The organism is Halorubrum yunnanense, assembly GCF_026586675.1.
Classification (GTDB): Archaea; Halobacteriota; Halobacteria; order Halobacteriales; family Haloferacaceae; genus Halorubrum; species Halorubrum yunnanense.
Genome location: NZ_JAODIX010000001.1, coordinates 158,252 through 183,530, shown reverse-complemented (window position 1 = coordinate 183,530; position 25,279 = coordinate 158,252). Strand labels below are relative to the sequence as shown.

Annotated in this window: 25 protein-coding genes, 1 tRNA gene and 2 pseudogenes; 18 read left to right on the top strand and 10 right to left on the bottom strand. The window is 60.5% G+C overall.

What is annotated here, in order from left to right; genetic code table 11:
* The 3 genes and pseudogenes from N5096_RS00985 to N5096_RS00975 form a co-directional block, all read left to right on the top strand.
* Positions 1-108, top strand: a pseudogene (locus N5096_RS00985) (IS1595 family transposase); the annotation flags it as partial.
* A 985-nt stretch (positions 109-1,093) separates the two neighbouring features.
* Positions 1,094-2,103, top strand: a pseudogene (locus tag N5096_RS00980) (tyrosine-type recombinase/integrase).
* A 127-nt stretch (positions 2,104-2,230) separates the two neighbouring features.
* Positions 2,231-3,622, top strand: a complete 1,392-nt coding sequence (locus tag N5096_RS00975; RefSeq protein WP_267662475.1) for an ATP-binding protein — start codon at positions 2,231-2,233, stop codon at positions 3,620-3,622.
* A gap of 37 nt (positions 3,623-3,659) precedes the next feature.
* On the opposite strand, the gene N5096_RS00970 is transcribed toward N5096_RS00975, so the two are convergent.
* Both N5096_RS00970 and N5096_RS00965 read right to left on the bottom strand, forming a co-directional pair.
* Positions 3,660-4,355 (bottom strand): SWIM zinc finger family protein, encoded by a 696-nt coding sequence (locus N5096_RS00970; RefSeq protein ID WP_267662474.1) that lies wholly within the window; start codon positions 4,353-4,355, stop codon positions 3,660-3,662.
* A gap of 151 nt (positions 4,356-4,506) precedes the next feature.
* A complete protein-coding gene (locus N5096_RS00965; protein WP_017343654.1) occupies positions 4,507-4,821 on the bottom strand; it encodes a hypothetical protein in 315 nt (104 codons plus the stop codon).
* 93 nt (positions 4,822-4,914) lie between these two features.
* Here N5096_RS00965 and N5096_RS00960 point away from each other — a divergent pair, with 93 nt between their 5' ends.
* The 6 genes from N5096_RS00960 to N5096_RS00935 all read left to right on the top strand — a co-directional run bounded on the left by N5096_RS00960 (position 4,915) and on the right by N5096_RS00935 (position 9,014).
* Positions 4,915-5,253: a helix-turn-helix domain-containing protein gene (locus tag N5096_RS00960; RefSeq protein WP_267662473.1), complete on the top strand. Its 339-nt coding sequence runs from the start codon at positions 4,915-4,917 to the stop codon at positions 5,251-5,253.
* A gap of 453 nt (positions 5,254-5,706) precedes the next feature.
* A complete protein-coding gene (locus N5096_RS00955) occupies positions 5,707-6,195 on the top strand; it encodes a type II toxin-antitoxin system death-on-curing family toxin (protein ID WP_267662472.1) in 489 nt (162 codons plus the stop codon).
* A gap of 25 nt (positions 6,196-6,220) precedes the next feature.
* Complete coding sequence (locus tag N5096_RS00950) at positions 6,221-6,361, top strand: hypothetical protein (RefSeq protein ID WP_267662471.1); 141 nt, start codon at positions 6,221-6,223, stop codon at positions 6,359-6,361.
* A gap of 337 nt (positions 6,362-6,698) precedes the next feature.
* Positions 6,699-7,709 (top strand): tyrosine-type recombinase/integrase, encoded by a 1,011-nt coding sequence (locus N5096_RS00945; protein WP_267662470.1) that lies wholly within the window; start codon positions 6,699-6,701, stop codon positions 7,707-7,709.
* Positions 7,710-7,816: 107 nt separating this feature from the next.
* Positions 7,817-8,509, top strand: coding sequence for a nucleotidyltransferase domain-containing protein (locus N5096_RS00940; RefSeq protein WP_267662469.1), 693 nt, complete (start codon positions 7,817-7,819; stop codon positions 8,507-8,509).
* A complete protein-coding gene (locus N5096_RS00935) occupies positions 8,502-9,014 on the top strand; it encodes a DUF8154 family protein (RefSeq protein ID WP_267662468.1) in 513 nt (170 codons plus the stop codon). The genes N5096_RS00940 and N5096_RS00935 overlap by 8 nt, the downstream gene beginning before the upstream one ends.
* Before the next feature lie 14 nt (positions 9,015-9,028).
* Here N5096_RS00935 and N5096_RS00930 read toward each other — a convergent pair whose 3' ends face one another.
* Positions 9,029-10,144, bottom strand: a complete 1,116-nt coding sequence (locus tag N5096_RS00930) for a tyrosine-type recombinase/integrase (protein ID WP_267662467.1) — start codon at positions 10,142-10,144, stop codon at positions 9,029-9,031.
* 2 nt (positions 10,145-10,146) lie between these two features.
* The gene (locus tag N5096_RS00925; protein ID WP_267662466.1) at positions 10,147-10,404 is read right to left on the bottom strand and encodes a hypothetical protein; all 258 of its coding nucleotides are present in this window, start codon (positions 10,402-10,404) and stop codon (positions 10,147-10,149) included.
* A gap of 514 nt (positions 10,405-10,918) precedes the next feature.
* On the opposite strand from N5096_RS00925, the gene N5096_RS00920 reads away from it, so the two are divergent.
* The gene (locus tag N5096_RS00920; protein ID WP_267662465.1) at positions 10,919-11,914 is read left to right on the top strand and encodes a metallophosphoesterase family protein; all 996 of its coding nucleotides are present in this window, start codon (positions 10,919-10,921) and stop codon (positions 11,912-11,914) included.
* Positions 11,915-12,011: 97 nt separating this feature from the next.
* On the opposite strand, the gene N5096_RS00915 is transcribed toward N5096_RS00920, so the two are convergent.
* Positions 12,012-12,338 carry a DUF4268 domain-containing protein gene (locus tag N5096_RS00915; RefSeq protein ID WP_267662464.1) on the bottom strand — a complete coding sequence of 109 codons (327 nt, stop codon included), beginning with the start codon at positions 12,336-12,338 and terminating at the stop codon, positions 12,012-12,014.
* 82 nt (positions 12,339-12,420) lie between these two features.
* Here N5096_RS00915 and N5096_RS00910 point away from each other — a divergent pair, with 82 nt between their 5' ends.
* Positions 12,421-13,677, top strand: a complete 1,257-nt coding sequence (locus tag N5096_RS00910; protein ID WP_267662463.1) for an RNA-guided endonuclease InsQ/TnpB family protein — start codon at positions 12,421-12,423, stop codon at positions 13,675-13,677.
* Here the strand turns inward: N5096_RS00910 and N5096_RS00905 are convergent.
* Positions 13,560-13,943: a DUF4268 domain-containing protein gene (locus N5096_RS00905; RefSeq protein WP_267662479.1), complete on the bottom strand. Its 384-nt coding sequence runs from the start codon at positions 13,941-13,943 to the stop codon at positions 13,560-13,562. The genes N5096_RS00910 and N5096_RS00905 overlap by 118 nt on opposite strands.
* Before the next feature lie 174 nt (positions 13,944-14,117).
* The gene (locus N5096_RS00900; protein ID WP_267662462.1) at positions 14,118-14,420 is read right to left on the bottom strand and encodes a hypothetical protein; all 303 of its coding nucleotides are present in this window, start codon (positions 14,418-14,420) and stop codon (positions 14,118-14,120) included.
* 365 nt (positions 14,421-14,785) lie between these two features.
* Here N5096_RS00900 and N5096_RS00895 point away from each other — a divergent pair, with 365 nt between their 5' ends.
* Together N5096_RS00895 and N5096_RS00890 are read left to right on the top strand one after the other, a co-directional pair.
* On the top strand, positions 14,786-16,054 hold the full coding sequence (locus N5096_RS00895; protein WP_267662461.1) for a Cdc6/Cdc18 family protein: 1,269 nt from the start codon (positions 14,786-14,788) through the stop codon (positions 16,052-16,054).
* A 97-nt stretch (positions 16,055-16,151) separates the two neighbouring features.
* A complete protein-coding gene (locus N5096_RS00890) occupies positions 16,152-17,021 on the top strand; it encodes a DNA adenine methylase (protein WP_267662460.1) in 870 nt (289 codons plus the stop codon).
* A gap of 15 nt (positions 17,022-17,036) precedes the next feature.
* On the opposite strand, the gene N5096_RS00885 is transcribed toward N5096_RS00890, so the two are convergent.
* On the bottom strand, positions 17,037-18,074 hold the full coding sequence (locus tag N5096_RS00885; protein ID WP_267662459.1) for a restriction endonuclease: 1,038 nt from the start codon (positions 18,072-18,074) through the stop codon (positions 17,037-17,039).
* Between the two features lie 180 nt (positions 18,075-18,254).
* Positions 18,255-18,327: transfer RNA gene (locus N5096_RS00880), tRNA-Arg, on the bottom strand.
* A 241-nt stretch (positions 18,328-18,568) separates the two neighbouring features.
* Between N5096_RS00880 and N5096_RS00875 the strand changes: the two genes are divergently transcribed.
* From N5096_RS00875 to N5096_RS00855, 5 genes are all read left to right on the top strand, one after another.
* Complete coding sequence (locus N5096_RS00875; protein ID WP_267662458.1) at positions 18,569-20,212, top strand: PAS domain-containing protein; 1,644 nt, start codon at positions 18,569-18,571, stop codon at positions 20,210-20,212.
* Positions 20,213-20,291: 79 nt separating this feature from the next.
* Positions 20,292-20,765: a ribosomal protein S18-alanine N-acetyltransferase gene (gene rimI, locus N5096_RS00870; RefSeq protein WP_267662457.1), complete on the top strand. Its 474-nt coding sequence runs from the start codon at positions 20,292-20,294 to the stop codon at positions 20,763-20,765.
* 121 nt (positions 20,766-20,886) lie between these two features.
* Positions 20,887-22,686, top strand: a complete 1,800-nt coding sequence (gene pepF / locus N5096_RS00865; protein WP_267662456.1) for an oligoendopeptidase F — start codon at positions 20,887-20,889, stop codon at positions 22,684-22,686.
* A 187-nt stretch (positions 22,687-22,873) separates the two neighbouring features.
* Entirely contained in the window at positions 22,874-23,773 is a 900-nt protein-coding gene (locus tag N5096_RS00860) for a zinc ribbon domain-containing protein (protein WP_267662455.1), read from the top strand.
* A gap of 145 nt (positions 23,774-23,918) precedes the next feature.
* On the top strand, positions 23,919-25,058 hold the full coding sequence (locus N5096_RS00855) for an aminopeptidase (protein ID WP_267662454.1): 1,140 nt from the start codon (positions 23,919-23,921) through the stop codon (positions 25,056-25,058).
* A 41-nt stretch (positions 25,059-25,099) separates the two neighbouring features.
* Here the strand turns inward: N5096_RS00855 and N5096_RS00850 are convergent, their stop codons facing one another.
* The gene (locus N5096_RS00850; protein WP_267662453.1) at positions 25,100-25,255 is read right to left on the bottom strand and encodes a hypothetical protein; all 156 of its coding nucleotides are present in this window, start codon (positions 25,253-25,255) and stop codon (positions 25,100-25,102) included.
* Between the last annotated feature and the right edge of the window lie 24 nt (positions 25,256-25,279).

Here is a 25,279-nt window from a genome sequence, read left to right as displayed (position 1 = left end):
TCAAAAGATCGCCTCACACAGTATCTCCGAGCGTTCCAACTCAGACGAGAACTCTACCGCAAACCCGGACGAAAAGCGCTCAAACACGCCGTCAAAGCAACTCTCTGAAATCAACAATGTGCTACACAAGAGCGTATATCTAAATCTAATTTTCTAGTTTTAATTACTGATCACTGATCGTTAGTGATCATTAGATTATTTTTCACGTTTAAACCGAGTTATATTGAGAATAATTCGATAGAATTGGATGAATAGACAAATGAATCTGGCGTTACTTCTGTATCGAATCCTACGGTGTCGCGTCAAGAACCGCCTTGCAGCGGGTTTCACCAAATCTCCTCGGAGAGGTTCGGGATTTGTCCGTCCGCAAGTGCCGGAACGACGTAGACCCCGGCCGAGTCGCTGGACGTACACTCGTTGCTCGGCCGTGATCTCGCCGTGGACAGGATTCCAGCCCGTCCCGAGGTCACCTTTATCAAGCGTCACACAGGGTTTCCGTTACAGTCCACGAACTTGCGTAGTGACGACATCAGCTCTCGCAGGCACGGTGGGATACGAAATGCTACCGGTGGGCCTTGTTTAGACGCTCCCGGGAACGCGGGTTAGCGTCTATGTTGACTGAACGGGATCCATCTGTGGAGCCTCCCTGTTTGATTTTCTTCTTTGGATAGCGGCTGTTTCGCCCTATCCACACCGCGTCTAAACAAGGCTCTGCCGGTGTATTCACAGCGTAGCTGCGATGAGGGGTTAAGCATAGTCACGACGGCGGCTCACAAGCATGGCGAAACTGCGAATAGACGCGATGGAAGCGTTGTTCGCCGTTGTCGACTCGATCATGGAGACAAGGCATGAGCTGCAACGAAAATGCATATGTCGATAGTCGACGCGGGCCCACCGACAACAAAGAATTCAAAGCGACGAAGTTTGGCTTATATGTCTGCTTGTCAACGTACTAATCCGCTCTGACAGAAAATGTAACGGGCGCGACGGGCGGGAGTTCATACTGAGAACGGATCGTCTTTTCGGGCCTGTACTGCCTGAAATCAGGGACTTCAGATCGGGGTCGTAACTACGACTCGCGCCACCAAGAGCGATGAGTCTTGAACCAATCGACCCGGAAACAGCCGTAGAACTGGACCTCGCCGATCGCGAAGCCGAGGTGGCCAAGGCAACGCTGTACTCGCACAGCTCCCGTCTCGGTCACTTCGTTCGCTGGTGTGACGAGGAGGACATAGACAACCTGAACAAGCTGAGCGGACGGACGCTCCACGAGTACCGTCTGTGGCGGCGTCGTGAGGGTGGTCTCGCACCCGCCACGGAGAAGACCCAGATGGATACAATTCGCGTCTTCGTGAAGTGGTTAGAGAGTATCGACGCCGCCGTCGACGACCTCCACACGAAGGTGCGGTCGCCCGTGTTACGAGACCCGTAGAACGTCCGCGACGTGATGCTCGAGTCCGATCGTGCTGAAGAGGTTCTCGAGTACCTCTCGAAGTGCGAGTACGCATCACGCCCTCACGTCGTGCTCACGCTGATGTGGCACACGATGATGCGGACCGGTGCGGTCCACTCGCTCGGCGTCAACGACTACGATTCAGACGGGCAATACATCGCTGTCGTCCATCGACCTGAGACCGGAGCGACAATCAAGAATGCAGGAGATAGAGAGCGGCTGATCGCGTTATCGAACAGGGTGTGCGGGCTTATCGACAACTGGATAGCCAATCAGCGACCCGATGTAGACGACGAGTTCGGCAGGCGACCACTCGTGTCAACGTCGAAGGGACGCACGCACCGATCGACGCTTCGGGGGGATGGCTACAGGTACACAAGGCCCTGCGTTTCCACTGGAGAGTGCCCGCATGACCGTGATCCAGACGATTGTGACGCGATGGCGTATACTGCCGCGTTCGACTGCCCCTCGAACGTCAGTCCACACGCTCTTCGACGTGGTGGAATCACTCACCACCTAAGCAATGGTGTTCCGAAAGATGTCGTCAGCGATCCTGCGGACGTGACGCCAGGAGTTCTCGACGGGCACTACGACCGACGGAGTCAGATGAGAAAATGGAGCAGCGCCGAGGGTATCTCGACAACATCTGAGACGCGCTCACCGATCACTGCTCGTCACTATCCATTATAATATACTCAAATATGATATCCCGGAATATGATATTCTGGAATATGATTATTCAGAATATTTTTATTCCAGAGTCACCAACTCGTCGCCATGGTAAACTTCGTGAACCGATCGGAGGAGCTGGATCGACTCTACGATCTCTTCGACTCGGGGAGCGCAGACCTCGCGGTCGTGTACGGACGGCGACGGCTGGGGAAAACGAGACTCGTAAAGAAGGCGCTTGAGAGACAGGCGAACACAGTCTTCTATCAGGCACGACAGAAGACGCGAGAGCTTCAACTGGAACAGTTCATCGAGGCCGCAGCCGAGACGTTTCCCGGCATCGAAGACATTCGGCCCGACTGGGAGCGGCTGTTCAGGTATCTCGCCGAGCAAAATGCGATCGTCGTCCTCGACGAATTCCCATACCTGATCGAACAGGACGAGAGCCTCCCGTCAGTGTTACAGGCGTTGTTCGATCACAAGTTCGACGAGTCGGAGACGACGTTCGTTCTGGTCGGATCGTCGATCAGCATGATGGAGGAAGCGACTCTGCTTGGAGACAGCCCGCTATATGGGCGAACATCCCTTACCCTCGACATCCGTGAACTTTCGTTCGACGCCGCGACGGAGTTTTTACCAGACGGTGTGACACCGGACGAGGCCCTGCGTGCGTGGAGTGTGTTCGGTGGCGTTCCTTACTACCTCGAAGAAGTTGACGCCGACAGATCACTCAGCGAGAACATTCAGCAGACGGTGCTGACTCATCACGGATCGCTCCGTAACGAACCGGAGTACGTTCTTCGTATGGAGCTGACAGAGCCGACGCGCTACTTCTCGATCCTCGAAGCGATCGCCGGCGGGGCGACCGGACGGAACGAGATCGCCGGTGTGACGGGTATCGACTACAACCAGCTATCGACGTATTTGGATCGACTTTCTCGGCTTCGGCTCATCGAACGGCACGTGCCGGTGACGGAGAAGCCGGAGCGATCCAAGCGAAGCCAGTATCGGCTGCGTGACCCTTTGTTCCGGTTCTGGTTCCGGTTCCTGTACGGGAGTTCGGATCGCTACGACCAGTTTGGCGACGACGCCTACGAACGGCTCGTCGAACCGGAGTTGGCTGACTTCGTCGCTCCCGCCTTCGAACAGCTGTGTTGTGAGGCCCTGTGGACGCTGTACGGCGAGACACCGATCGTCGATGTCGGACAGTGGTGGTATCAGGACCACGAGATCGACGTTGTCGGACTCACCGACGAGCAAACGCTCGTCGTCGGTGAGTGCAAGTATCAGGAATCGCCACTCGACTACAGCGCACTTGGCTCACTGGAGACGCATGTCGAGGAACTCCGGTGGCAGCCGTCGGGCGGTAGCACGCGAACGGTCGAATACGCGCTGTTCTCCCGGAGCGGGTTTACCGATAGCGTCCGCGAAGCCGCTGCCGGACGTGACGATGTACGTCTCTATACGATCGACGACATTGTTGCCGCGCTCGGAGAGTGAGCAATTGAAGCGCGGCGAAAAGCGAGATAGCGGTGAATTAATGCTCTCGCCGCTCAGTGAGCGTTTCCTCTAACTTCGCCGCTGCGTGCTCAAAGCACTCGCCGAGCAACGGCGTCCCGGGTGCCGGCCGCTCCCTGAGGAACGCGACGGCGTCGGCGGCCTCGTCAGCGTCGATATCTCCGGCCGTCACGCAGTCGACATGCCCGTGGAGCGCTCGCTTGAATGCCTGCGAGAAGTGCTCGTACGCCTCGTCGACACGTTCCATGTTGCCGTCGAGCGATTCGACGGGGGCACGATACACTGCCGCTGCCGACGCGTACCGTCCCTGATCGCGATACTCGCTCGCGAGGTCGAACCATTCCGAGAAGTTGATCGGTTCGAAGACGACGAGGTAGTCGGGATTCGTCTCCTCGAACTGCCGGTCGATCGCAGCGCGCAGGTCGGTGACCGACCGCGTCGACGATTCACCGAAAGGGGCGAAGAAGCGTTCACCGATGGCAGCGTCGGTCGCCAGCGTCTCCCCGAAGAAGACCCGAAGATTGTCCGTATCCGCGGCGTCGAGCGTGGCGTCAAGCCGGTCGCCTTCGTCCCTCAGAACGTCGTCGGCACACCGAACTAACACGGCGACAACGTGCTTACACGCCTTCGATCCGTCGTACGGGCAGTCGCACCACGGATCGAACCCCTCGGCTGAGAGGTCAACACGCACGTCGTACGTCGAACGACTGGACATTTCAGGCGTGAGGCGGTCGAATGCGGCTGGTTCAAAACCGCCTTTCTGACAACTAAGTTAACACTCTATACGATCCGTGCGAGATACAGAGCCCACATCTCGTATCGGCCTCTCCGGCTCAGCGGGAGCTAGCTCGTTCAGTATAGCGGGGTCACTTCCAATCGTGCTCCTCGATACCCTCGTAGTGCTTCAGACGACTGTCGATCTCCCACGCTTCCCAGCCACACTCGTGGTAGAGGACATCGGCGAGTTTGTCGAAGCGGCTCTTGTTGAGTTCGATACCGCGGTTTCCGCGGTAGGTGATGTAGGGTTCGCGGCGAAGGTCGGCGTAGACATCTCGCGCAGTAGGATAGTCGCCGTCGATCGCTGAGAGATTGAGGAGTGCCTCCTCCGTGATCGGTGTGCCCCACTTGTGTTTCGCTATCATCGTCGCCAAGAGGGCACATTTCACCGACGGCTTCTCCATAGCGGAGGGATGAATCCATACTCACATAAAGACTGTTAATGACGATTAACGCTAGTGGGAACACTTATACACACACAGATGGTGTCTCTGTGTATGAGTAGTATGGAACAGGCGGACGACCGCGGAGCAAAGAAGGAGCTCCGGAAGGAGCACCCGAGCGGGTGGCTCTACCTCACGCAGCACGATGCGATCCCGATTCTCGTAGACGCGCTGCTCGATCTCCCGCCGAACCGCGAGTTCAACAAGACCGAACTCGCAGAACACGCTGGCGTCACGCGCCAGACCGTCGGCAACTATACCGACCTCTTGGTTGAGGTGGAACTCATCGAGGAGGTTCCGAACACGTCACCACGCCGATACCGGGTCGCGGACAGCGATGTCGTCCGCGAGCTCTTCGAGCTAAACAGCGCGCTCAACAGCGTCGGGGAGTAGCAGTTGCCCGCGAGGATACGCTAAGTATTCCGAGGAGCTTGCAGGTCCATTCACTACGAAATTCAAGAACCTGTTGAGATCCTCAGCTGGTGGTACCGTCAGACCCGACCGCAACCGATACAGGTGAAGTACGGATCACTCAGTATAGATGAGCCAATCAGCGATTGATCTTCTCTACTGCGTCCTGTTTGGATGTACGCAAACCCCACTGATGCATCCGTGGACGGTCACCCATCGAACGAAAGCACGCGCCTCGCAGTATTGCGGCAATTACCCCGCCGCCGTCATGCGATTATGACGATACGGGCGCGACGGGCGCTGGTTCGACTGTCGAACGACTAGACCTTTCAGGTGTGAGACGGTCGAAATCGACGTCATTGAAACGGTGATATCAGACATCGTTCAGCCGGCGATGACAAAATCTACACTGGTGTAGCACCGACGCCAGAGCGAATGGCCGACCCGTTGTGGTACCCGTCCGTCGAAGACGTCGTCACCATCCACGACGACGTCGTCGCGGAGTATCCCGATACTCCCGTCGGTGTTCGATCGCGTGGTGACATCGAGTTCGCGTTGAACTACATCGAAGAGGGCAGTTTCGGTTCCGGACCGGACACCATCCACGAGAAAGCGTATCACCTCCTCCGGCTCCTCGTCGCTAACCACCCCTTCGTCGATGCGAACAAACGAACTGCACTCAATGTGACGGTCGTCTTCTACTTCCTCAACGGGTACCGGTTCGAGTACGACAACGAAGTGAGAACGATCCTGAAAGAGTTCGGCACCGACGAAGCGGCCGTCGATGAGGAGGATACTACCGAGTATCTGCGATCCCACACCGAGGAGCTGGATCTGGCCGGTGAGAACGATGAGTGGCGAGACGAACTCGTCCGGTACGGGCTGGACCGGCTGACCGGCGATTCGTCGGACCCGAACGATTAACCGCGTTCGAAGCGTCCGTTCAGGCATGGCCACCGAAGAAGGAGCAGAGACGACCTCTCCGATTGACGACGTGATGGAGGACATCCGGCGGGAACTGGTCCGACGGGTCGCGGCGAACGACCGAGATGCGAACCGGGACGTCTACGACGCCCTCGAAGACGAATAAGTGCCTTGTACTGACTGGATCTTCTCCAGACAGTAGTTGGATCCCGTCGAATTCGAGACCGTCTCTCCGATCAAGCGAGGTGGATGGGTCAATCAGCGATTGATTTTCTCTACTGCGTCCTGTTTGGGTGTACGCGAACCCCACTAATGCATCCGTGGACGGTCACCTGTCGAACGAAAGCATACGCCTCGCAGTATTGCGGTGTCTACCCCGACGCAGTCATCCGATTAGAACGATACGGGCGCGACGGGATACGGCCCTCGACTCGGAAAAGTTGGTGATTCGCTGAACGGGTGTCGAAGGCCGCGTCTTCGTGTGGTTCGAGACCGATCGAACCATGGAACTCGAACCAATCGACCCCGAAACGGCATTCGAGCTGTATATCGCGGAGAAAGAGACCTCGGTCGCGGACGCGACCGTCGCCTCTCACAAGTCACGCCGGAGCTTCCTGCTCCGGTGGTGTGAGGAACGCGACATCGAAAACCTGAACAAGCTGACCGGCCGGCGGCTTCAGGAGTTCCGGCTCTGGCGTCGAAACGTCGGCGATCTCACGAAGGTGAGCGAGAAGACGCAGATGGACACGCTACGCGTTTTCGTGAAGTGGCTGGAGTCAATCGACGCCGTCGAACAGGACCTCCACAAGAAGGTCCGCTCGCCCGATATCACGCCCCGAGAGAACAGTCGCGACGTGATGCTCGAGACCGAGGACGCAGAGGAACTACTGACGTACCTCGAGAGATACGAGTACGCGTCGCTTCACCACGTGATCGCGAAGATCCTGTGGCACACGATGCTTCGGATGGGTTCGGTGAGAGCGCTTGATGTCGAAGATTACGACCCCGAAGAGCAGTCCCTCCGACTCCGGCATCGGCCCGATACCGACACGCCACTCAAGAACAAGCGAGAAGGCGAACGGATCATCGCCGTCTCGAACGAGGTCTGTCTCGTCCTCGACGACTGGATCCGGGAGCGGCGGCTCGATGTCACGGATGACCACGGCCGGAACCCGCTTCTCACGACGAGCGGCGGCCGAATTTCAAAGTCTAGTTTTCGGATGAAATGCTACCGAATGTCCCGTCCGTGCGAGTACGGCCAAGCATGTCCACACGACCGTGAACCGGCCGATTGTGAGGCCACGATAAGTCGCGCAGCATCGAAGTGTCCGTCTAGCGTCAGTCCGCATCCGTTCCGTCGTGGCGCTATCACGCACTACCTACAGAGCGACGTGCCCGAGACGGTGGTCGGCGACCGGGCGAACGTGACGGCCGACGTTATCGACCAGCACTACGACCAGCGCTCGCAGAAAGAGAAGATGGAACAACGGAGAGGATACCTCGACGACATCTAGAGCCACTCTCGGGCGCCGTCGCTGACCCTCTCAGAGAACTATGTATTATAAACTAAGCCGCCCTGTTCTTATAAAGTTTAAGTAGAAAGAGAAACAGATCCTTTGCTATGAAAAGTAGCTCGAATATTGAGGCCGAAGACGGGTTACAGATACTTCTCGCTATACCGGCCAAAAGCGGAGAATTATTCGGTAGTACGGCCACAGATACAGTTCTCTCTTTTTTATGTCGCCACCACACTGAGGAGTTCTCGATTAGTGACCTCGTTGAGGCAGTGGACTATTCGCAGCCGAGCGTCTCCAAGGCGGTAACCGTACTCTCCGAAAACGATCTCGTCGTCGAACGACGCGAGGGCAACACGCGATGGGTTCGTATCAACCAGGAGCGGCTCCACGTCCCGGACGACCCCTATCTACAGATTCCTCAGGCCGAGTTTCAAGAACCGGTGAGAGCAGCAGCAACCGAACTCCACGGCGAACTCGACAGCGTGATCGGGATCGTTCTGTACGGTAGCGTCGCGCGAGGCGAAGCGGACCGGCGGAGCGATATCGATCTTTGGGTGCTCGTCGAGGAAGATCGGATGGCAAACCAGCGAGCGGCGAATCAGGTCAAACAGGCACTCGAAGACGAGGAGTTTGAGAACGGCCGGTACGAGTACGAGATAGACGTTGAGGCGCTTCAGGCGGTCCCAAAGTACATCGCCGAGATACGGGAGGTACTCAGCGACGGGATCGTAATTCACGAGACGGAGAAGTTCCAGACGGTCCGGAGCATGGTTTTCCACGGTGATCTCGATGAGTGAGGAGTCCGATCCGCGGGATATCAGAACAGCTCTCGATGCGGCTATCGACGCGTTCAACGAGGAGGGGTTCGGGGTCCCGAACCGCGAGGACGCGATCGCGACCGACGACGAGTGGAAGACACAGCTCACGAAGGCGTGTCGGCTGCTGGATGCGGTCGCACGGATCAACGGAGAAGGACATTACACCGCTGTCATCGAACTTTGCTTCGGAGCAACCGAGCGGTCTATCGAGGCCTATGCCCTCGCAGTCGGTGGTGACGAGCTGGACGACTTCCACGACCACACGCACTGTTACGACCGAGCGGTGGAGCTCGGTCTGCTCTCGCGGCCGGCGACACGAGAGCTTCGGGGACTGTACGATGATAACCGAACGGACAGCTATTATGGCGGCAAGCGGCCCACGGAGAAGCAAGCAGATAGTATGTATGCACTCTCTCGCAGCGTTCACCAGTACGTCACGGACCAGATACGGGAAGGCGGCGTCTGTGTCTGCGACACTCGATAGTCGGGACGTGACGACTAGGTGTACGATGAACCACGACCGTCGACGTCGTCGAGGGCTTCCTGCCGCTGTTTCATTTTGTCCTCCTTCGACCGCACGTGGTAGTGCTGGTCGATGATCGTCGGCGAGACGTTACACCGGTCGCTGACGATTTCGACCGGAACACCTGCCCGGAGCAACTGCGTGATGTATCCTCGGCGAATCGGGTGGGGCGTCACGCTCGACGGACAGCGTGCGGCTCGTGCCTCGTTGTTGGCGGCTTCACAGTCGTCAGGATCGCGGTCGTGTGGACACTCCCGGCCGATAGCGCACGGCCGTGACCATCGGTAGACGTAGGTCCGGATAGTCGACGTTCCCACGCGACCTCGCTGGGTCGCGAGGAGCGGATCCCGGCCGTGATCGTCGACGATGTCCGGGCGGCGCTGTTCGAGGTAGTCGTCGATCACGTCACACGCCGCTTCGGTGATTGCGACACGACGCTCGCCCGGCTCTTTGTTCTTGATCGGTGTATCCGAGTCCGGCCGGTGGTGGATCTCGATGTGGGGCGTCTCCGCGTCGGCTTGGTAGTCGCCCACGTCGAGGGCACGAGCTCCTCCCAGGCGTACGCCCGTTTCCGTGAGGACGACCCAGCAGACGTGCTCCGTTGTGGCGTATTCGTACCGTTCGAGGTAAGCGAGGATCTCTTGTGCGCGTTTCGCGTTGAGCACGGTGTCTCGTGCGTTCTCGCCATTGTCTAGGTTCGGCGAGTCGACCTTGCGATACAGCCCGGATTCGACGGCGTCGATGGTCTCGCACCACTCGATGAACACGCGCAGCGAGTCCATCTGCGTCTTCTCGCTGACGACGTTGAGGTCTTCGCGCCGCCACACGCGGAACTCGTTGAGGTCGCGAGCGGAGAGTTGGTCGAGCGTGTCGATGTCCTGGTCGTCACACCAGTCAACGAAGAAGCCGAGCCGAGAGCGATGGGCATCGACGGTCGCCTCCTGGCAGTCGCGAGCCTTATCGTCGAGATAGAGTTCGAGCGCTCGTTCCGGGTCGGTCGGTTCCAGCGACTCAGTCGTTTGTTCGAGCAACTCCTCGAGGCGATTCTCGAGGCTGTCCGGCTCGGCGATGGAAGGGACCTCGTTGGACACGGTTACTCTAACTCCTCGAGCATTTCCTTGACGAATCCATCCGGTGATTCCTCGGGTGTAGTGGTCGTCGTCTGGTCAGAATCTCGGGGAGGAGACGGTTCGAGTGCTCGAAGATCGCGGGGATTCTGGTCGATGTGTTCCTCGATAACACTCTCGAGGTATGCCGAGACGGTGAGATCACACTCCTCGGCAGCGCGGGTGAGCTTGGTCTTCGAGTCTGAGTCGATACGAGCGGCGACCGATTCAGTGCGATTGGTCACGTCAGTGCGCAGACCGAACTTACTGATATAGGTTGGTCAGAATTGGTGGTTGGGCGGCCTATATTCACCAATTCCTGCCAAAACAACCTACAACTCTGGTGTGAATCTGATCGTATGAGTTACTCTGACACCAATTGTCGTTCTGTATTTGCGTCTGGTCGCCAACTACAGAGGCGAGATCACAGGTTATCTACCAACTCATATCGACGAGCGATCTATGTCGTCAAATCGCCATACAGCGCGCCGATATTGGTGGCTCACATCCCAGAAAGAGATTCGTCCACTCGTGAGAAAAACATCGATATCGGGGGGTTTGTGGCAGGAATGGTCTCGCGCGACATTGATGAGTTGATTCGATCAAATCGTTCTGGACGCCTACTAGCTTGGGAGAATATCCAAATTCGATGTGGCCGTCACTATCAGCAGAACTAACAGGACGTCCGGGTTGGCGTACTCCGTGGAGACCAGTAGCGGCCTTCGGCACAACCAGTCCGTAACGGGTCCGTTGGAGGTGATGGTCCACGACGTCAACACCGGCCCTAAACCGCCTCGAGACGTGGAACTCATCGCGACTGATGCTGACGGGGTGAAGCTACAGGTCGTTACTTGGAAGAAACACGACGTAACGGTGGAGTGGGAGGTCGGTGCCACCTACCCGATCAGGGGCGGACGAGCGAAGCGATACATCGACGCCTCGGGCCCGGAGCTGCGGATCCACAGTAACGCGGATTTTGCTGTCGAGCGGGTTACACCCGAATCAGACCGGTTACGGCTCCTCGTCCTCGGCGATACACACGTCGGATATCGACATCGGCCATCGAATACGAAATCCCCGTGGGCCCGAGAGGTCGACAACAGACAAACGTTCAGTCGGAGTCTTGCCCGTGCTCGGGACCTTGGCGTCGACGCAGTCGTTCACGCTGGCGACGTGTTTGACCACGAGATAACCCGAGAAGACAGAGATCACGTTCGCGAGGAGATCCGACGCACCCACGACACGGGGGTTCCGGTGTACTACATCCACGGAAACCACGACAACGAAGCGGGTAACAGAACGTTACGCCGGGGTCCAGGAGTCCATATCGGTGGAGAGACGGTCGTATTCGGAGATGATGTCGTGCGACTTTCTGGACTTGATTACGGGGCAGGAGAATTTTCGAGTCCCCCGCCGGAGAGGCCCGGCGACAATGGGGAGTCCGTATCGATCCTCGTCCTACACGACACACCGTACCCAGTGGTCGACGAGAACGAGTCTCCAATCCACCGGACCGATCCGAATCATCTGGATCTCAGGGAATTCCTCGATTCAGCCGACGAGTGGCTGGACCTGATCGCTTCGGGGGATCTACACGTTGGGAGTCGCGCTTCGATAGCGGGCTACGAGACCCCCCTCATCGTCACGGGTCCGACTGCGGGGATTAGCACATCGACACAGGAGAACAACCCCTCAACGTGGTTAGTGACAGTTTCAGGGAGAGAGGTTCAAGTCGAGCGGCAGAGGTTGGGGTGATTCAAAATAGAACCTGGGGGAGGGGGGTGCGTCCAACAAGACGGTGAGAATAGAAGGCACCTACACAGCGAGTTCGTTACACCAGTAGAAGCAGTGATCAGCTGGAGCCGAGAGCGGAGAGACGTGGTTCGAACTCCTCCTGGAATTCGTCCATCGCATCCACCCCCCATTCGACCAAGTGATTTCGCTGGTCTGCGGTTAGATCGGTGATCGTCCTATCAATATCTTCAGGCTGCTTGATCCGGGATGCTTGTTTCTCAGGCAGACGTTCCCACTCCAACTCGACGCCTAAATTGCTCTCAATATCCGTTCGTTCGCGTTTCAGCGCCTCGAATATCTCCTCGTTGCGTTCCTTATACAGAGCGAGGAGAATACCCGCGCCTAAAGGCGCGGGATGAATCCGACACTCTGACCGCCAATCCACGACGACACTCCAGCCGGATATTCAACGCCCAGTCGTTGGTTTTAATTTATATTGTTACATAATGTGTTATGAAGTTAGTACGATGTTAGAGACGACCCGCACCTACGTCGCAGGCATCACGAACCACCAACAGGTTCGTGATGGCCTCGACCAGTGTGGGTTCTCTACATCCAAACTGTGGAACGTCGGACGCTACTACATCCAACAACGGTGGGACAAAACCGGTGAGATACCTGACGAAGCCGAATTGAAGTCGGAGTTGAAAGACCACGAACGCTACAGTGACCTACATTCGCAGTCAAGTCAGCGAGTTCTCGAAGAGCTTGCTGAGGCGTTCGTCGGCTGGTACAACTCCGACGACGGCAACAGCCCACCGGGCTACCGGAAACGTGGCGACGACCACCCGCGCTCCACCGTCACGTGGAAGAAACGGGCCATCAAGCACGACACGAAACACGGCCAACTTCGCCTCTCGAAGGGCTTCAACCTGAAAGAGTCGCGGTCTGACTTCATCCTCGCGGAGTACGAAACCCGACCCGACGTAGAAGTCGAGAACATCCAGCAGGTGCGTGCCGTCTGGAACGGAGACAGGTGGGAACTCCACCTCGTTTGTAAGAAAGAAATTCCAGTCGAAAACGCACCCGGCGACAACACGGCAGGGATCGATCTCGGCATCAGCAACTACCTCGCCATCGACTACGAAGATGGGGCGAGTGAACTGTATCCGGGGAACGTGCTGAAAGAGGACAAGCACTACTTCACCCGCGAGGAGTACCAAACCGAAGGGGAAAGTGGGCCGTCGAAGCGTGCGCGGAAGGCTCGGCAGAAACTCTCTCGGCGTAAAGACCACTTCCTTCACACACTCTCGAAACACATCGTTGAACGGTGTGTCGAAGAAGGAGTGGGGAAGATTGCGGTTGGCGACCTCAGCTACATCCGCGAGGATGAAAAGGGCGATTCGCGGAACTGGGGTGCGTCAGGGAACAAGAAACTCCACGGTTGGGAGTTCGACCGATTCGCTCATCTCCTCGAATACAAAGCCGAGGAACACGGTATCCTCGTTGACCGTGTAGACGAGGAGAACACGAGCAAGACGTGTTCGTGTTGCGGACAGATTCGTGACAGCAACCGAGTGGAGCGTGGTCTGTACGTTTGTTCGTCGTGCGAGACGACGATGAACGCAGACGTAAACGGTGCAGTAAACATCCGGCGAAAGATAACTCAGAGTCCCCCGACAGAGGATATGAGTAACGGCTGGTTGGCACAGCCCAGAGTCTTCCTGTTCGACCGCGAGAGCGGACGGTTCACACCGAGAGAACGAGAAGACTGTAAACCGTAATATCCCAACGCTCGGGATTCCTCCGGTTTTAGCCGGAGGAGGATGTCAACCGACGTGGAGATGTAGAGCTCAACGGAGAACTCCGGCCCCTGATGGAATACCCAGCCGAATCGGACGCCAGAGATACCGGCACTGAACGTCAGATAGTTCCGAGGTCCGGGCTTGAGCTTGTACCAGTTCGGACGGCGCTGCGAGTACGCCTCAACCATCTCGGCGAAGAACTGACGGTAGCTATGCTCGGAGTCGGAAAGCGACTCGGTACTCACCTCGCGTTCCCATTCATTCGGCTCAACGACGACTTCGAACTCGAACCCACGCTCCTCGGATCCCTCGATACTCACGACGCGGGGTCTGATTGCGAAGAATTTCGCACCTTTCGGCCCAGTTTCATTTAACCATTCGAGGACGCTCCGGTGTTCCGGCCGGAACTCCTCGGCGAGCTACATCGTGAACCCGGCGTTCTTTCCCGACGAGTACGTCAGGAGCTTCCCCAAGTGGTCGTGGTCCGTCCGATTGTATTGGTTCTCGATAACGACGGTCTCGCCCGTGTTCATCTCTCGTGCGACGATGTCGACCGAGAAGTCGCCGACGGCTTCCTCCACTCGTGCGTCCTCGATCTCTATCCCCAACTCGGATGCGAGCAGGTCGATGTTCTCTGTCAACCATTGCGTGAAGTCCCGCTCTTCGTTCTCCCACACCGAGCGGAGGTCGTGCTCGTGGATCTGCGAGACATTTTGTTCCATAGACATGCGTCTCCGGGAGTTTTGATAAAATGTTGTGAGCCGACTATTCTCGAAGCGTCATTCGCTGCGGTCTATTGCCGGACGCACCCCCCTCCCAGGGTCGCGCGGTCCTAGGCCGATGAATACGAGTATCGTATCAGGCACAGAGCGGTTCTGTGATCGTAGCTCGTTATGAGGACACTGGAGCGGCAGTCAAGCGTCTGAGCAGTTTGCCGGACGTACCCCCCTCCATCCCCCGCTGCCACCCAGAGCACAGTAGAACCGGGAGAGAACTGGTGGAGACTTTCAGGACGCATACCCGTATCCCAGACAGGAAGACATGTAGGACACGGGGGTTTATGTGTGTCTCCTAAAAACGGGAGCGTATGAAGGCGTTCGGCGACGAAGACACGATCTTCGAGGATATGGACGTCCTCAACCCCAACGAGCAGACGTATCAGCCCGAGTCGCTACCGGAGCGCGAGGTTGAACTCGACCAGATCCACTCCGCGCTCCGTCCGGCAACGATGGGGTCGACGCCGCTAAATCTGATCGTATACGGTCAATCCGGTCAGGGGAAGACCGTCGGAATCCGTCTCAAGACCGACCAGCTTCAGGAGTACGCTGATGACTCTGAGATGGACCTCACTGTGGTTCACATTCGTTGTAAGGGCATGGACGGCTCCTATCACGTCCTGACCCACCTCGTCAAGCGACTCCGTGAGAAGCGGTTTGGTCCCGGTGAGGAGCTCCCCAGCGGTCACCAGCGGAAGACCCTCCTCAACATGGTAATCGAAAATCTGGAGCAAGTCGGTGGGACAGTCATCGTCGTCCTCGACGAAATAGACGCAATCGGCGACGACGACTACATCCTCTACGAACTCCCGCGGTCGAATCCGGACGGTGTCCGTCTCTCGCTCATTGGGATCACAAACGACCTCCAGTTCCGCGAGAACCTCGACGCCGACGTCCGGTCGAGTCTCGGCGAGGATGAGGTCCGTTTCGAACCGTACGACGCCGATCAGCTCCGCAATATCCTCGCACGACGTGCTGTCGGTGCCCTCCGTGACACGTATTTCGAGGACGACATTGAGGACTTCCAGCACCTCCGAAGCGAGATTCTGAGCGACGACACGATCCCGCTTGCCGCGGCGTTAGGCGCACAGGATACGGGAGACGCTCGCGAGGCGATCCGTCTGTTGTTCCGTGCGACCCGATTCGCCGACGATAGGAGTGAGACGACCGTCACAGAGGAGCACGTGCGTGAAGCACGGGACTTCCTCGAGACGAAAGCCATCGAGTCGGGGATTCAGACACTCCCGAATCAACGAATGCTCGCGCTCATGGCGGTCACGTATCACGGGATACACGGTGACACGCCCGTGACGACGACGCCGATCTACACCCAGTACAAGAGCTTCTGTGAGTACGTGGATGTGAACGTCCTCTCGAACCGTCGATTCCGTGACCGGCTAAATGATCTCGCTGACACGAACGTGCTCAATAAGCGGCAGGGTCGGGGTCGTGGCGACGAAAACCAGTATTCGCTGGCGGTCGATCTTGATACGGCGCTTGAGAATCTCCCGAAGGAGTCAGAGAGGCTCGGAGACGTAGCAACAGTTCTCCGAGAACAGGGTGGTGTTACGGGTAACTAACCCCCAAGCGCCACCTCAACAAGACAGATCAAGTACCGAGAGAGACTGCTACTCCAACGAGACAGTTTTTTGCTAATACCGAGGAGATCTATGTTGAATGGTGGAGCCGATCTTAAAATGGGCGGGTGGGAAGCGCCAGCTTCTCTCAGAGATCACGGCGCTGTTTCCGATCTCATATGAGGCGTATCACGAACCGTTCGTAGGAGGTGGCGCCGTCTTTTTTTATCAGGGTTCTGACGATGGGACAATAAACGATCTGAACACACGGTTAACAACGTTTTATGAGATCGCTCGAGACCAACCGGACGCCCTCATTACCGAGAACAAAACACACGAGCATACGGAAGAATACTACTACGACGCTCGCTCGGAGTTCAATACGCTCCTTACCCAGTCGACTCTAACACAGGACGAGAGAGTCCGAGAGGCGAGCTTACTATTATACTTGAATCGGACATGTTTCAACGGATTGTACCGGGAGAACAGTGACGGCGAATTCAACGTCTCGTTCGGACGGTATTCAAATCCAGATTGGGTACAAGAACAGCGGATCCGAAAGGCATCGCGCGTCCTCCAAGACACGGCCGTGTTCAATACGGATTTTAGCTACGTCGTCGATGAGGCTTCTAGTGGCGATCTTGTGTATTTTGATCCGCCGTACGAACCGGTGTCGAAAACCGCGGATTTTAACTCATATCAGGCGGCTGGATTCGATCGAGAGGACCAACGGCGGCTTCGTGATGTCGTCATAGAGCTCACAGAGATGGGCGTTTCCGTGATCCTCTCTAATTCGCCGCCGGTTGTAGAATTATACGAGGGCTACGACGCGTACTCGGTCAGATACGTAGACGCCACTCGTGCGATAAATAGTGATGCCAGCAGTCGTGGGGAAGTCTCGGAAGTACTCATTACAAACGTTCCACCAGATGAGCAACGGCGAAAGACTCTCTCCGACTTTACTGAATGAGTCGTCAAAAATCCCTCAGCGTGGCGTCGAGGCTAGAACGTATTGTTGCTGAGTTCCTCGACCGCTCGTAGTGATTTCTGGAAGGCGAACGAGCCACTGTCCGACGGTTCGGGCACGTCGACGAGTGGTTGAGTCCGAGAGATCTGTTTCGGCAGCGAGGATCTCCGTAATATCACTTCGGGAGAGAGTACCGTCTGCTTCTAGTTGAGCGTATACACGAGAGATGATCTCGACATCGCGAATCTGCTCTGTGAGAAGGTCACCCGCAGATTCTTGATTGCCACGATCGAGGTACGTGAGGTATTCCTCACCGAGCCGGGTGAGTCCCCAACGGCGGATCGTGTAGTTGTCGACGTCGATCTCCTGTTCTTTGTGGAGAAATTGGAGAAGCCACGCGGCGATACCGTAATAATCCGCTTGCCGCGGATCGAACGTGTCCGTATCTGTCTGTCTTCGGACGTAGTCTGCGATATTGGGTTTAGTGTCGGAACCCACTCCAACTGCCTGGATGACGGTGCGTATCACGTCAAAGTTGTCCGCCTGTGGTACTTCTAGTGACGGAATCGTATCGGTGCGCTCCGGCTTCTCGAACGCACTCCAGAACGTGGGATCGAGTTCGTATGATTCGTCGTCTGTAACGACGCCGATACCGCTCTCGATCATAATGTTTGTGAGCCGGTCACCGTCGATCAATCGGATGAAATCTTGATCTGCGCTTGTCTCTGCCCCAGAAGTGAACGAGGACGTTGTGATCACCGTTCCGATATGGTACTGTTGCTCAGAGAGTGCGCCTTTAAATCCGCGGAGGGTGCGAGCGCCGACGGTGTTTCCAGAAGCATATTGTTTCGCTTGAATGCCAAGCCGTGCGTGGAACAGTTCTCGATCGATGACCGCGTGAATATCGATTCCACCATCGCCACGGAACGGCGTTAGCTCAAGTTCACGAGTTGGCTCCGCACGCTCGATCACCATTTTACAGAGCTGCTCAAACTGCTCGTGGTCGATCTGTAATCCCTTATCAAGCAGTTCCTCCTTCGCCGTCGATGCTCTCATTCAAGATCGAGGTTTTCACGGCTGAACAAAAACCCTCCTGCGAGGGAGAGCATCCACGCCCGATCAAATATGGTCGGATGCATTCTTTCAAAAGGGACAGAAAGCGACGGGATCCACGCGAGCGAACGGAGTGAGCGAGCGTGGAGCCAGTCGCGCCCGTGGCTGAGCGAAGCGAAGGAACGGGCGCGACGGGATTTGAACCCGCGGCATCTTGGTCCGGAACCAAGTGCTCTGTCCGCTGAGCTACGCGCCCTCACGCTCAGATATCCGCGGCGTGCGTTTAACGCTTCTGACTCGGGGCGTCGCGATCGCGTGACTGCGCTCCCGTTTCCCGTCCGAGCGGAGTCGGGATCTCCGGGGCCCGCCGATCACTCGAACCCGCCAACCGCCTCTCCGCGCCCTCGCCATTGGTTCGCAGCCCCGTGAAATATCTGTTTTGATATCTGCGGCACGCGGGTTTATACCTAGGCGTCCGTAGCGCGAACAGAACGAACGTGACCCTCCGTCCCAGCGACCGATCGTCCGCGCCGCGAAGCGAGGCCTGCCGAGGTGACGAAGGGCGGACGCCGGCGGACCGGAATCGCTCGAGCGCCAAGAGGAGATCCGAGTCTGGGCCGACGTCCGAGGGTGACGTCGAAACGGCGGAGCCTGCGACCGCGGGCGACCCCGGCTCGGACCGGTTCATCGCGGCGGTCGCCGTCGACGGCGAGGTACTCTTCGCCGGCCCGTCGGTGCCCGCGGTGCTGGGCGTCGAGCGCGAGGCGCTGCTCGGCACCGACCTGCTGGACCGCGTCCACCCGAACGACCGCGACCCCGTCTCCGACGCGCTCTCCGCGGTCGCGACCGATCGGACCGTCACGCACCGGGTCCGGCACGCGAGCGGGGGGTTCGTCTGGGTCGAGTCGGTCGTCGACGAGGAGCTCGCCCCGCAGTTCGGCGGACGCGTCGTCACCGCGCGTCGCGTCGACGTCGACCGCGCCTTTCCGGAGCGGTTCCGACAGTTCCTGGAGTACGGCACCGACCTCGTCACCGTCGTCGACGGCGACGGGCGGGTCCGGTACGAGAGCCCCTCGATCGAGGAGGTACTCGGCTACGAGCAGGGGTCGACCGTCGGCCGGTCGCCGCTCGGGTACATTCACCCGGACGACCGCGAGCGCGTGACGGAGCGGTTCTACCACGCTCTCGACAATCCCGAGGCGGCGCCCACGATGGAGTACCGGTACCGCACCGCCGACGGCGACTGGGTCTGGTTAGAGTCGCGGACGCGGTCGCTTCCCGACGACGTCGCCGTCGGCCGGCTCCTCATCAACTCCCGCGACGTGAGCGAGCGGAAGGCTCGCGAGCGCCGGCTCACCGACCGAAACGAGCGGCTCGACCGGTTCACCAGCATCGTCTCGCACGACCTCCGGAACCCGCTGTCCGTGATCCGCGCGTCGATGGAGATGGCGCGGGTGAAGGAGGACACCGACCCGCTGGAGCGCGGAGAGCGCGCGGTCGACCGGATCGACCGGCTCGTCTCCGAGCTGCTGACGCTCGCCCGACAGGGGTCGGGGATCGACGAGCCGACCGAGTTCGACCTCGAAGGGGTCGTCCGCGAGGCGTGGGGCACCGCCGGAAGCGACGACGCGACGCTTGTCGTCGGTGCCGACGCACGGGTCCGCGGCGACCGCGGGCGACTGCGGCAGGCGCTGGAGAACCTGTTCCGAAACAGTGTTGAGCACGGCTCCACTGGCAGCCGGACAGAGTCCGGCGACAGCGTCGAGCACAGCCCGACTGGCAGCCGGACGGAGTCCGGCGACAGCGTCGAACGCGCCTGCGAGGCCGCCGCCGACCTCACGGTCGTCGTGAGCGCGACCGACGAGGGGTTCCTCGTCGCGGACGACGGTCCCGGGATCGACCCCGAGCACCGCGAGAGCGTCTTCGAGCCCGGCTTCACCACCAGCGCAGAGGGGACGGGATACGGCCTCGACATCGTCCGCGAGGTCGTCGAATGCCACGGCTGGACGGTCGGCCTCCGGTCGAACCCTGGCGTCGCCGACCTCCCGCCCCAGGTCCCGCGGCCCGGCGGAGCGTGCTTCGTCGTCGAGGCGCCCGGTCCGGACGCGGTCGGAGCGGCGGAGCCGTGGATCGACAGGTGAGAGCGGTGCGACCCCGAGCCCGACGATCACCGCTCCGACGTCCCGTCGCGTTTATTCCTCCCGGCTGCTAATCCGAACCGTGACCCCCGTCGACGCCACGATCCGTCGGGTCGAGCGCGCGGACCTGCTCGCGCTGGTGCGGATCGAGCGGGCCTGCTTCTCGGATCCGTGGCCGTACGACGCCTTCGAGCGGCTGCTCGACGAGCCGGCGTTCCTCGTCGCCGAGCGGGACGCCGGGGTCGTCGGCTACGTCGTCGCGGATTCCACGCCGAACCACGGCCGCGACATCGGCCACGTCAAGGACCTCGCGGTCCACCCCGACGCGCGGGGCGAGGGGCTCGGACGGGGACTCCTCCGCTCGGCGCTCGCACGGCTCCGCGGCGTCGGCGTCGCTGTCGTGCGGCTTGAGGTCCGCGAGAGCAACGCGGTCGCCCGGTCGCTGTACGCCGGCGAGGGGTTCGAGCCGGTCCGTCGCGTCTCGAACTACTACCGTGACGGCGAGGACGCCATCGTGCTCGTCGTCGACCTCGCCGAGTGGGCGACGGGGGAGTGATCCCCGCGGAGCGGCGGCGGCACGCGGGCCGGCCGGGAGCCCGCCGCGCGCTCACCGTCCACGTCTCCCGGGAGCTTCCGCTTTTGACAACTCTTAGTGCCCGGGGCGCGAACCGTACGGTATGAGTTCGGTTCCCGAGCGGGCGGCGATCGACGAGGCGTACAAGTGGGACCTCCGCGACATCTACGAGGACGACGAGGCGTGGGAGACGGCCTACGAGGCGGTCGCCGACCGGATCGACGAGCTCCGCGACTACGAGGGGCGCGTCACGGAGGACGCCGCGACGCTGCTGGAGCTGCTCGAGCTCCGCGAGGAGATATTCCGGGAGCTCCAGCAGGTGACGACGTACGCCCGCCTCCGCGGCTCCGAGGACACGCGGAACCAGGAGTACCAGGCGATGTCGGCGCGCGCGTCGTCGCTGAGCTCCGAGGCCTCGAGCGCGCTCTCCTACCTCGAGCCCGAGTTGCAGTCGCTGACCGAGGCGGGGGTCGGGGAGTTCCTCGAGAGCGAGCCCGCCCTGGAGGCGTACGAGCACTACCTGAACGACGTGTTGCGGATGAAAGCGCACACGCGCTCGGCGGAGGTCGAAGAGGTGCTCGCCGACCTGTCGGAGGTCACCGACGCCCCGAGCGAGATCTACTCGATGCTGACGAACGCCGACATGACCTACGGCGTCGTCGAGGACCCCGACGGCGAGGAGACCGAGATCACGCAGTCGAACTTCACGAAGCTCCAGACGAACCCCGACCGCGACTTCCGCCGCCGCGTCCACGAGACGTTCTACGAGCAGTGGGGAGACGTGCGCAACACGGTCGGCACCTCCCTCGAGAAGGCCGTCCGCGAGCACGCGACGAGCGCCGAGATCCGTGGCTACGACAGCGCCCGGGCGGCCGCGCTCGACGGCTCGAACGTCCCCGTCGAGGTGTACGACACGCTCGTCGACACGGTCGACGACAACCTCGACGTGCTCCACCGGCACGCGGAGCTGAAGGAGGCGGCCCTCGGTGTCGACCAGTTGGAGAGCCACGACCTGTACATGTCGTTGACGGGCGATCAGGGGCCGGACGTCGAGTACGACCAAGCCCGCGAGTGGGTGATCGAGGCGGTCGCGCCGCTCGGCGAGGCGTACCAGGATCGGATGGCAGAGGGGCTCGACTCGCGGTGGGTCGACGTCTACGAGAACCGCGGGAAGCGCTCCGGCGCGTTCTCCTCCGGGACCTACGACACCCAGCCGTACATCATGATGAACTACCAGGACGACATCGCCTCGATGTACACGCTGGCCCACGAGCTCGGCCACTCGATGCACTCGGAGCTCGCGGGCGACGCCCAGCCGTGGCACGACGCGAGCTACGAGATCTTCGTCGCGGAGATCGCCTCCACCGTCAACGAGACCCTGCTCACCCACCACCTGCTCGACACGGTCGAGGACGACGAGCTGCGGACGCACGTGCTCGACGAGTACCTCGAGCGGTTCCGCTCGACGCTCTTCCGGCAGACGATGTTCGCGACGTTCGAACAGCGGATCCACGAGCGGGTGGAGGCCGGCGACGCGCTCACGCCCGACGCCTTCGACGAGATGTACGCCGGTCTGAAGGGCGACTACTACGCGCCCACCGAGCTGACCGGCGGTGTCGAGCGCGAGTGGGAGCGCATTCCCCACTTCTACTACGACTTCTACGTGTACCAGTACGCGACCGGCATCTCCGCGGCCGCCGCGATCGTCGAGCGGGTCTTAGAGGAGGGCGAGCCCGCGGCCGCCGACTACCGCGAGATGCTGCGGGCCGGCGGCTCCGACTACCCCCTGAACGTCGTCGAACTCGCCGGCATCGACATGGCGTCGCCGGACCCGATCGAGTCCGCTGTCGGGATCTACGACGACTACCTCGACGAGATCGCGGCGCTGCTCGGTCTGTCGTAGCGACCCGGTCAGGTCCCTCGGTCTCGGCCCCGCGGCTCCGCGGTCCGGTCTCCGCTCCGTCGGGAACGAGATGACGTGCACCCCGGCGGTCCGGGGTCACGTGTCGCTCTCGCCCCCGCGAGACCGCCGACCGAGGTCGTTCCGGAACCGAAAGAGTTGCTTTGCCGACGTGACATTAAGAGGTAAAATGGAGTACGACGTACAATCGATCACCGACCATTGGGATTCGGTACCAGTAGACGGTCCCGGATCGCGCTCTCTCGAAGAGTTCGGATCGGCGGGCCGGAGGTTCTCGGGGGGGTTAGATTGGTCGACGTCGGCGGGGCGGACGTCGATACTGGTCGTCAACGGGTTCGCCGTCCGTGCGAATCGGGACCTCCCCTCGCCGGGCGAGACCGGGCGAGTCGACCGGGCCCGAGAGGCGCCCGCGCCGGAACTCCCGTATCTCGTCGCCGTACACGGGAGGGGGAAGCGACAGTTGCGGCGCTACACGGGCGATCTGCCGATCGAGAGGGTCATCGGGGACCTCTCCGGGACGTCGTTCACGGGGTACGTCGAGCTCTCCGACCGGGTCTACAGCGGCGACTACTACGTCGCGTTCCACGCCGGGCGGCCGGGCTTCGTCGCTCTCCGCTCCGAAGACCGGCCGCCGCTGTGCGGTGACGACGCGAGGAATCGGATGGTCGACGAGGTGGGTATCTACACCGTCCACGAACTGCACGTCGACCCCGTGGACCTGAGCGCGCCACCGGGTGAACGAGGCGAGCCGGTGGTCGACCCCGAGCCGGCGACGACTGCTGCGGACGAAGCCGACGGGGACACGAGAGTGTTCGATCCGGGACCGGGCACTGACGCGACCGAGACGGGCGGCGATACCGAGATATTCGGGACGGGGCCGGAGACGGGTAGCGGCACCGACGAGACCGAAGCGTTTCGCCCCGACAAAGCGAGCGCCGACGAGGCGACACGGGAGTCCGATCCCGGTGGAAACGACGGGAGTCAACACGACGTGTACTGCCGGTACTGTGGCAAGGGCGTCGACGCGGACGCGTTTTATTGTCCGCTCTGTGGAAACCGGCTCGACTGACGACCACGCTCGCCCGGGTCACGCGCCCGTCGGGACGCCGGTTGTCCCTCTGACGCGTTCCGGGGGTCTGCCGGCCGGCAGATATCAGCGCACGGACCTCGCGGGGGAGAGTGCATATTTAACTGATCCCCCGAAACACCCGCGCATGGACGAACGCGTACGCGAGCACGCCGAAGTGCTCGTCGACTGGAGCGCTCGGGTCGAGGCCGGCGACGACGTCGTCGTCAGCGTCGCGGAGGACGCCCACGAGCTGGGCGTCGCCGTCGCCGAGGCGCTCGGCGAGCGCGGGGCGACCGTGACGACGCTGTACGGCTCCGACGAGCTCTCCCGGGCGTATTTAAAAGGCGCAGAGGCGGAGGCCGACGGCGACGTCGACGCGGACGACTTCGACGCGGATCCCGCCGTCGACCGCGCGATCTTCGAGGCCGCCGACGCCTACCTCCGGATTGGCGGCGGGCGCAACACGACCGCGAGCGCCGACGTGGGGAGCGAAACCCGCCAGGCCTACGTGAAAGCGAGACGGGGCATCCGCGAGGCCCGGATGGACACCGACTGGGTGTCGACGGTCCACCCGACCCGGAGCCTCGCACAGCAGGCCGGGATGGCCTACGAGGAGTATCAAGAGTTCGTCTACGACGCCGTCCTCCGCGACTGGGAGGCGCTCGCCGAGGAGATGGCAGAGATGAAGACCATCCTCGATGAGGGGAAGGAGGTCCGGCTCGTCACCGAGCGCGACGGCGCGCCTGACACCGACGTGACGATGTCGATCGCGGGCCGCACCGCGGTCAACTCCGCCGCCTCCGTGGCGTACGACTCACACAACCTCCCCTCCGGTGAGGTGTTCACCGCCCCGTACGACACCGCGGGCGAGGCCTTCTTCGACGTGCCGATGACGATCGACGCGACCCGCGTCCGGGGCGTCCACCTCGTCTTCGAGGCGGGCGAAGTGGTGGACTTCTCCGCGGAGGCCGGCGAAGACGCGCTCGCGGGCGTGCTCGACACCGACCCGGGCGCCCGGCGGCTCGGCGAACTCGGGATCGGGATGAACCGCGGGATCGACCGGTTCACCGACTCGATCCTCTTCGACGAGAAGATGGGCGACACCGTCCACATGGCGGTCGGTCGCGCCTACGACGCCTGCCTGCCCGAAGGGGAGTCCGGCAACGACAGCGCGGTCCACGTCGACATGATAAGCGACGTGAGCGGGCGCTCCCGGACGGAGGTCGACGGCGAGGTCGTCCAGCGCGACGGGGCGTTCCGGTGGGAAGAGGGGTTCGAGGAGTAGCCGCGGTTTCGGTGTCGAGTCCGACGGTGCCGTCCCGACCGCTACCGCCCCGGCGACCGGCCGGCCGACCCGACCGTCGTCGTCGCGTCGCGCACCGCGTCCCACTCCTCCGCACACGGCACGCAGAGGTAGTACGGGAACCCGTCGACGTCGGGGTGTACGACCGACGTGTCCTCCCCGCAGCGTTCGCAGTTCACACTCGGCCGACTCGCGAAGACGGG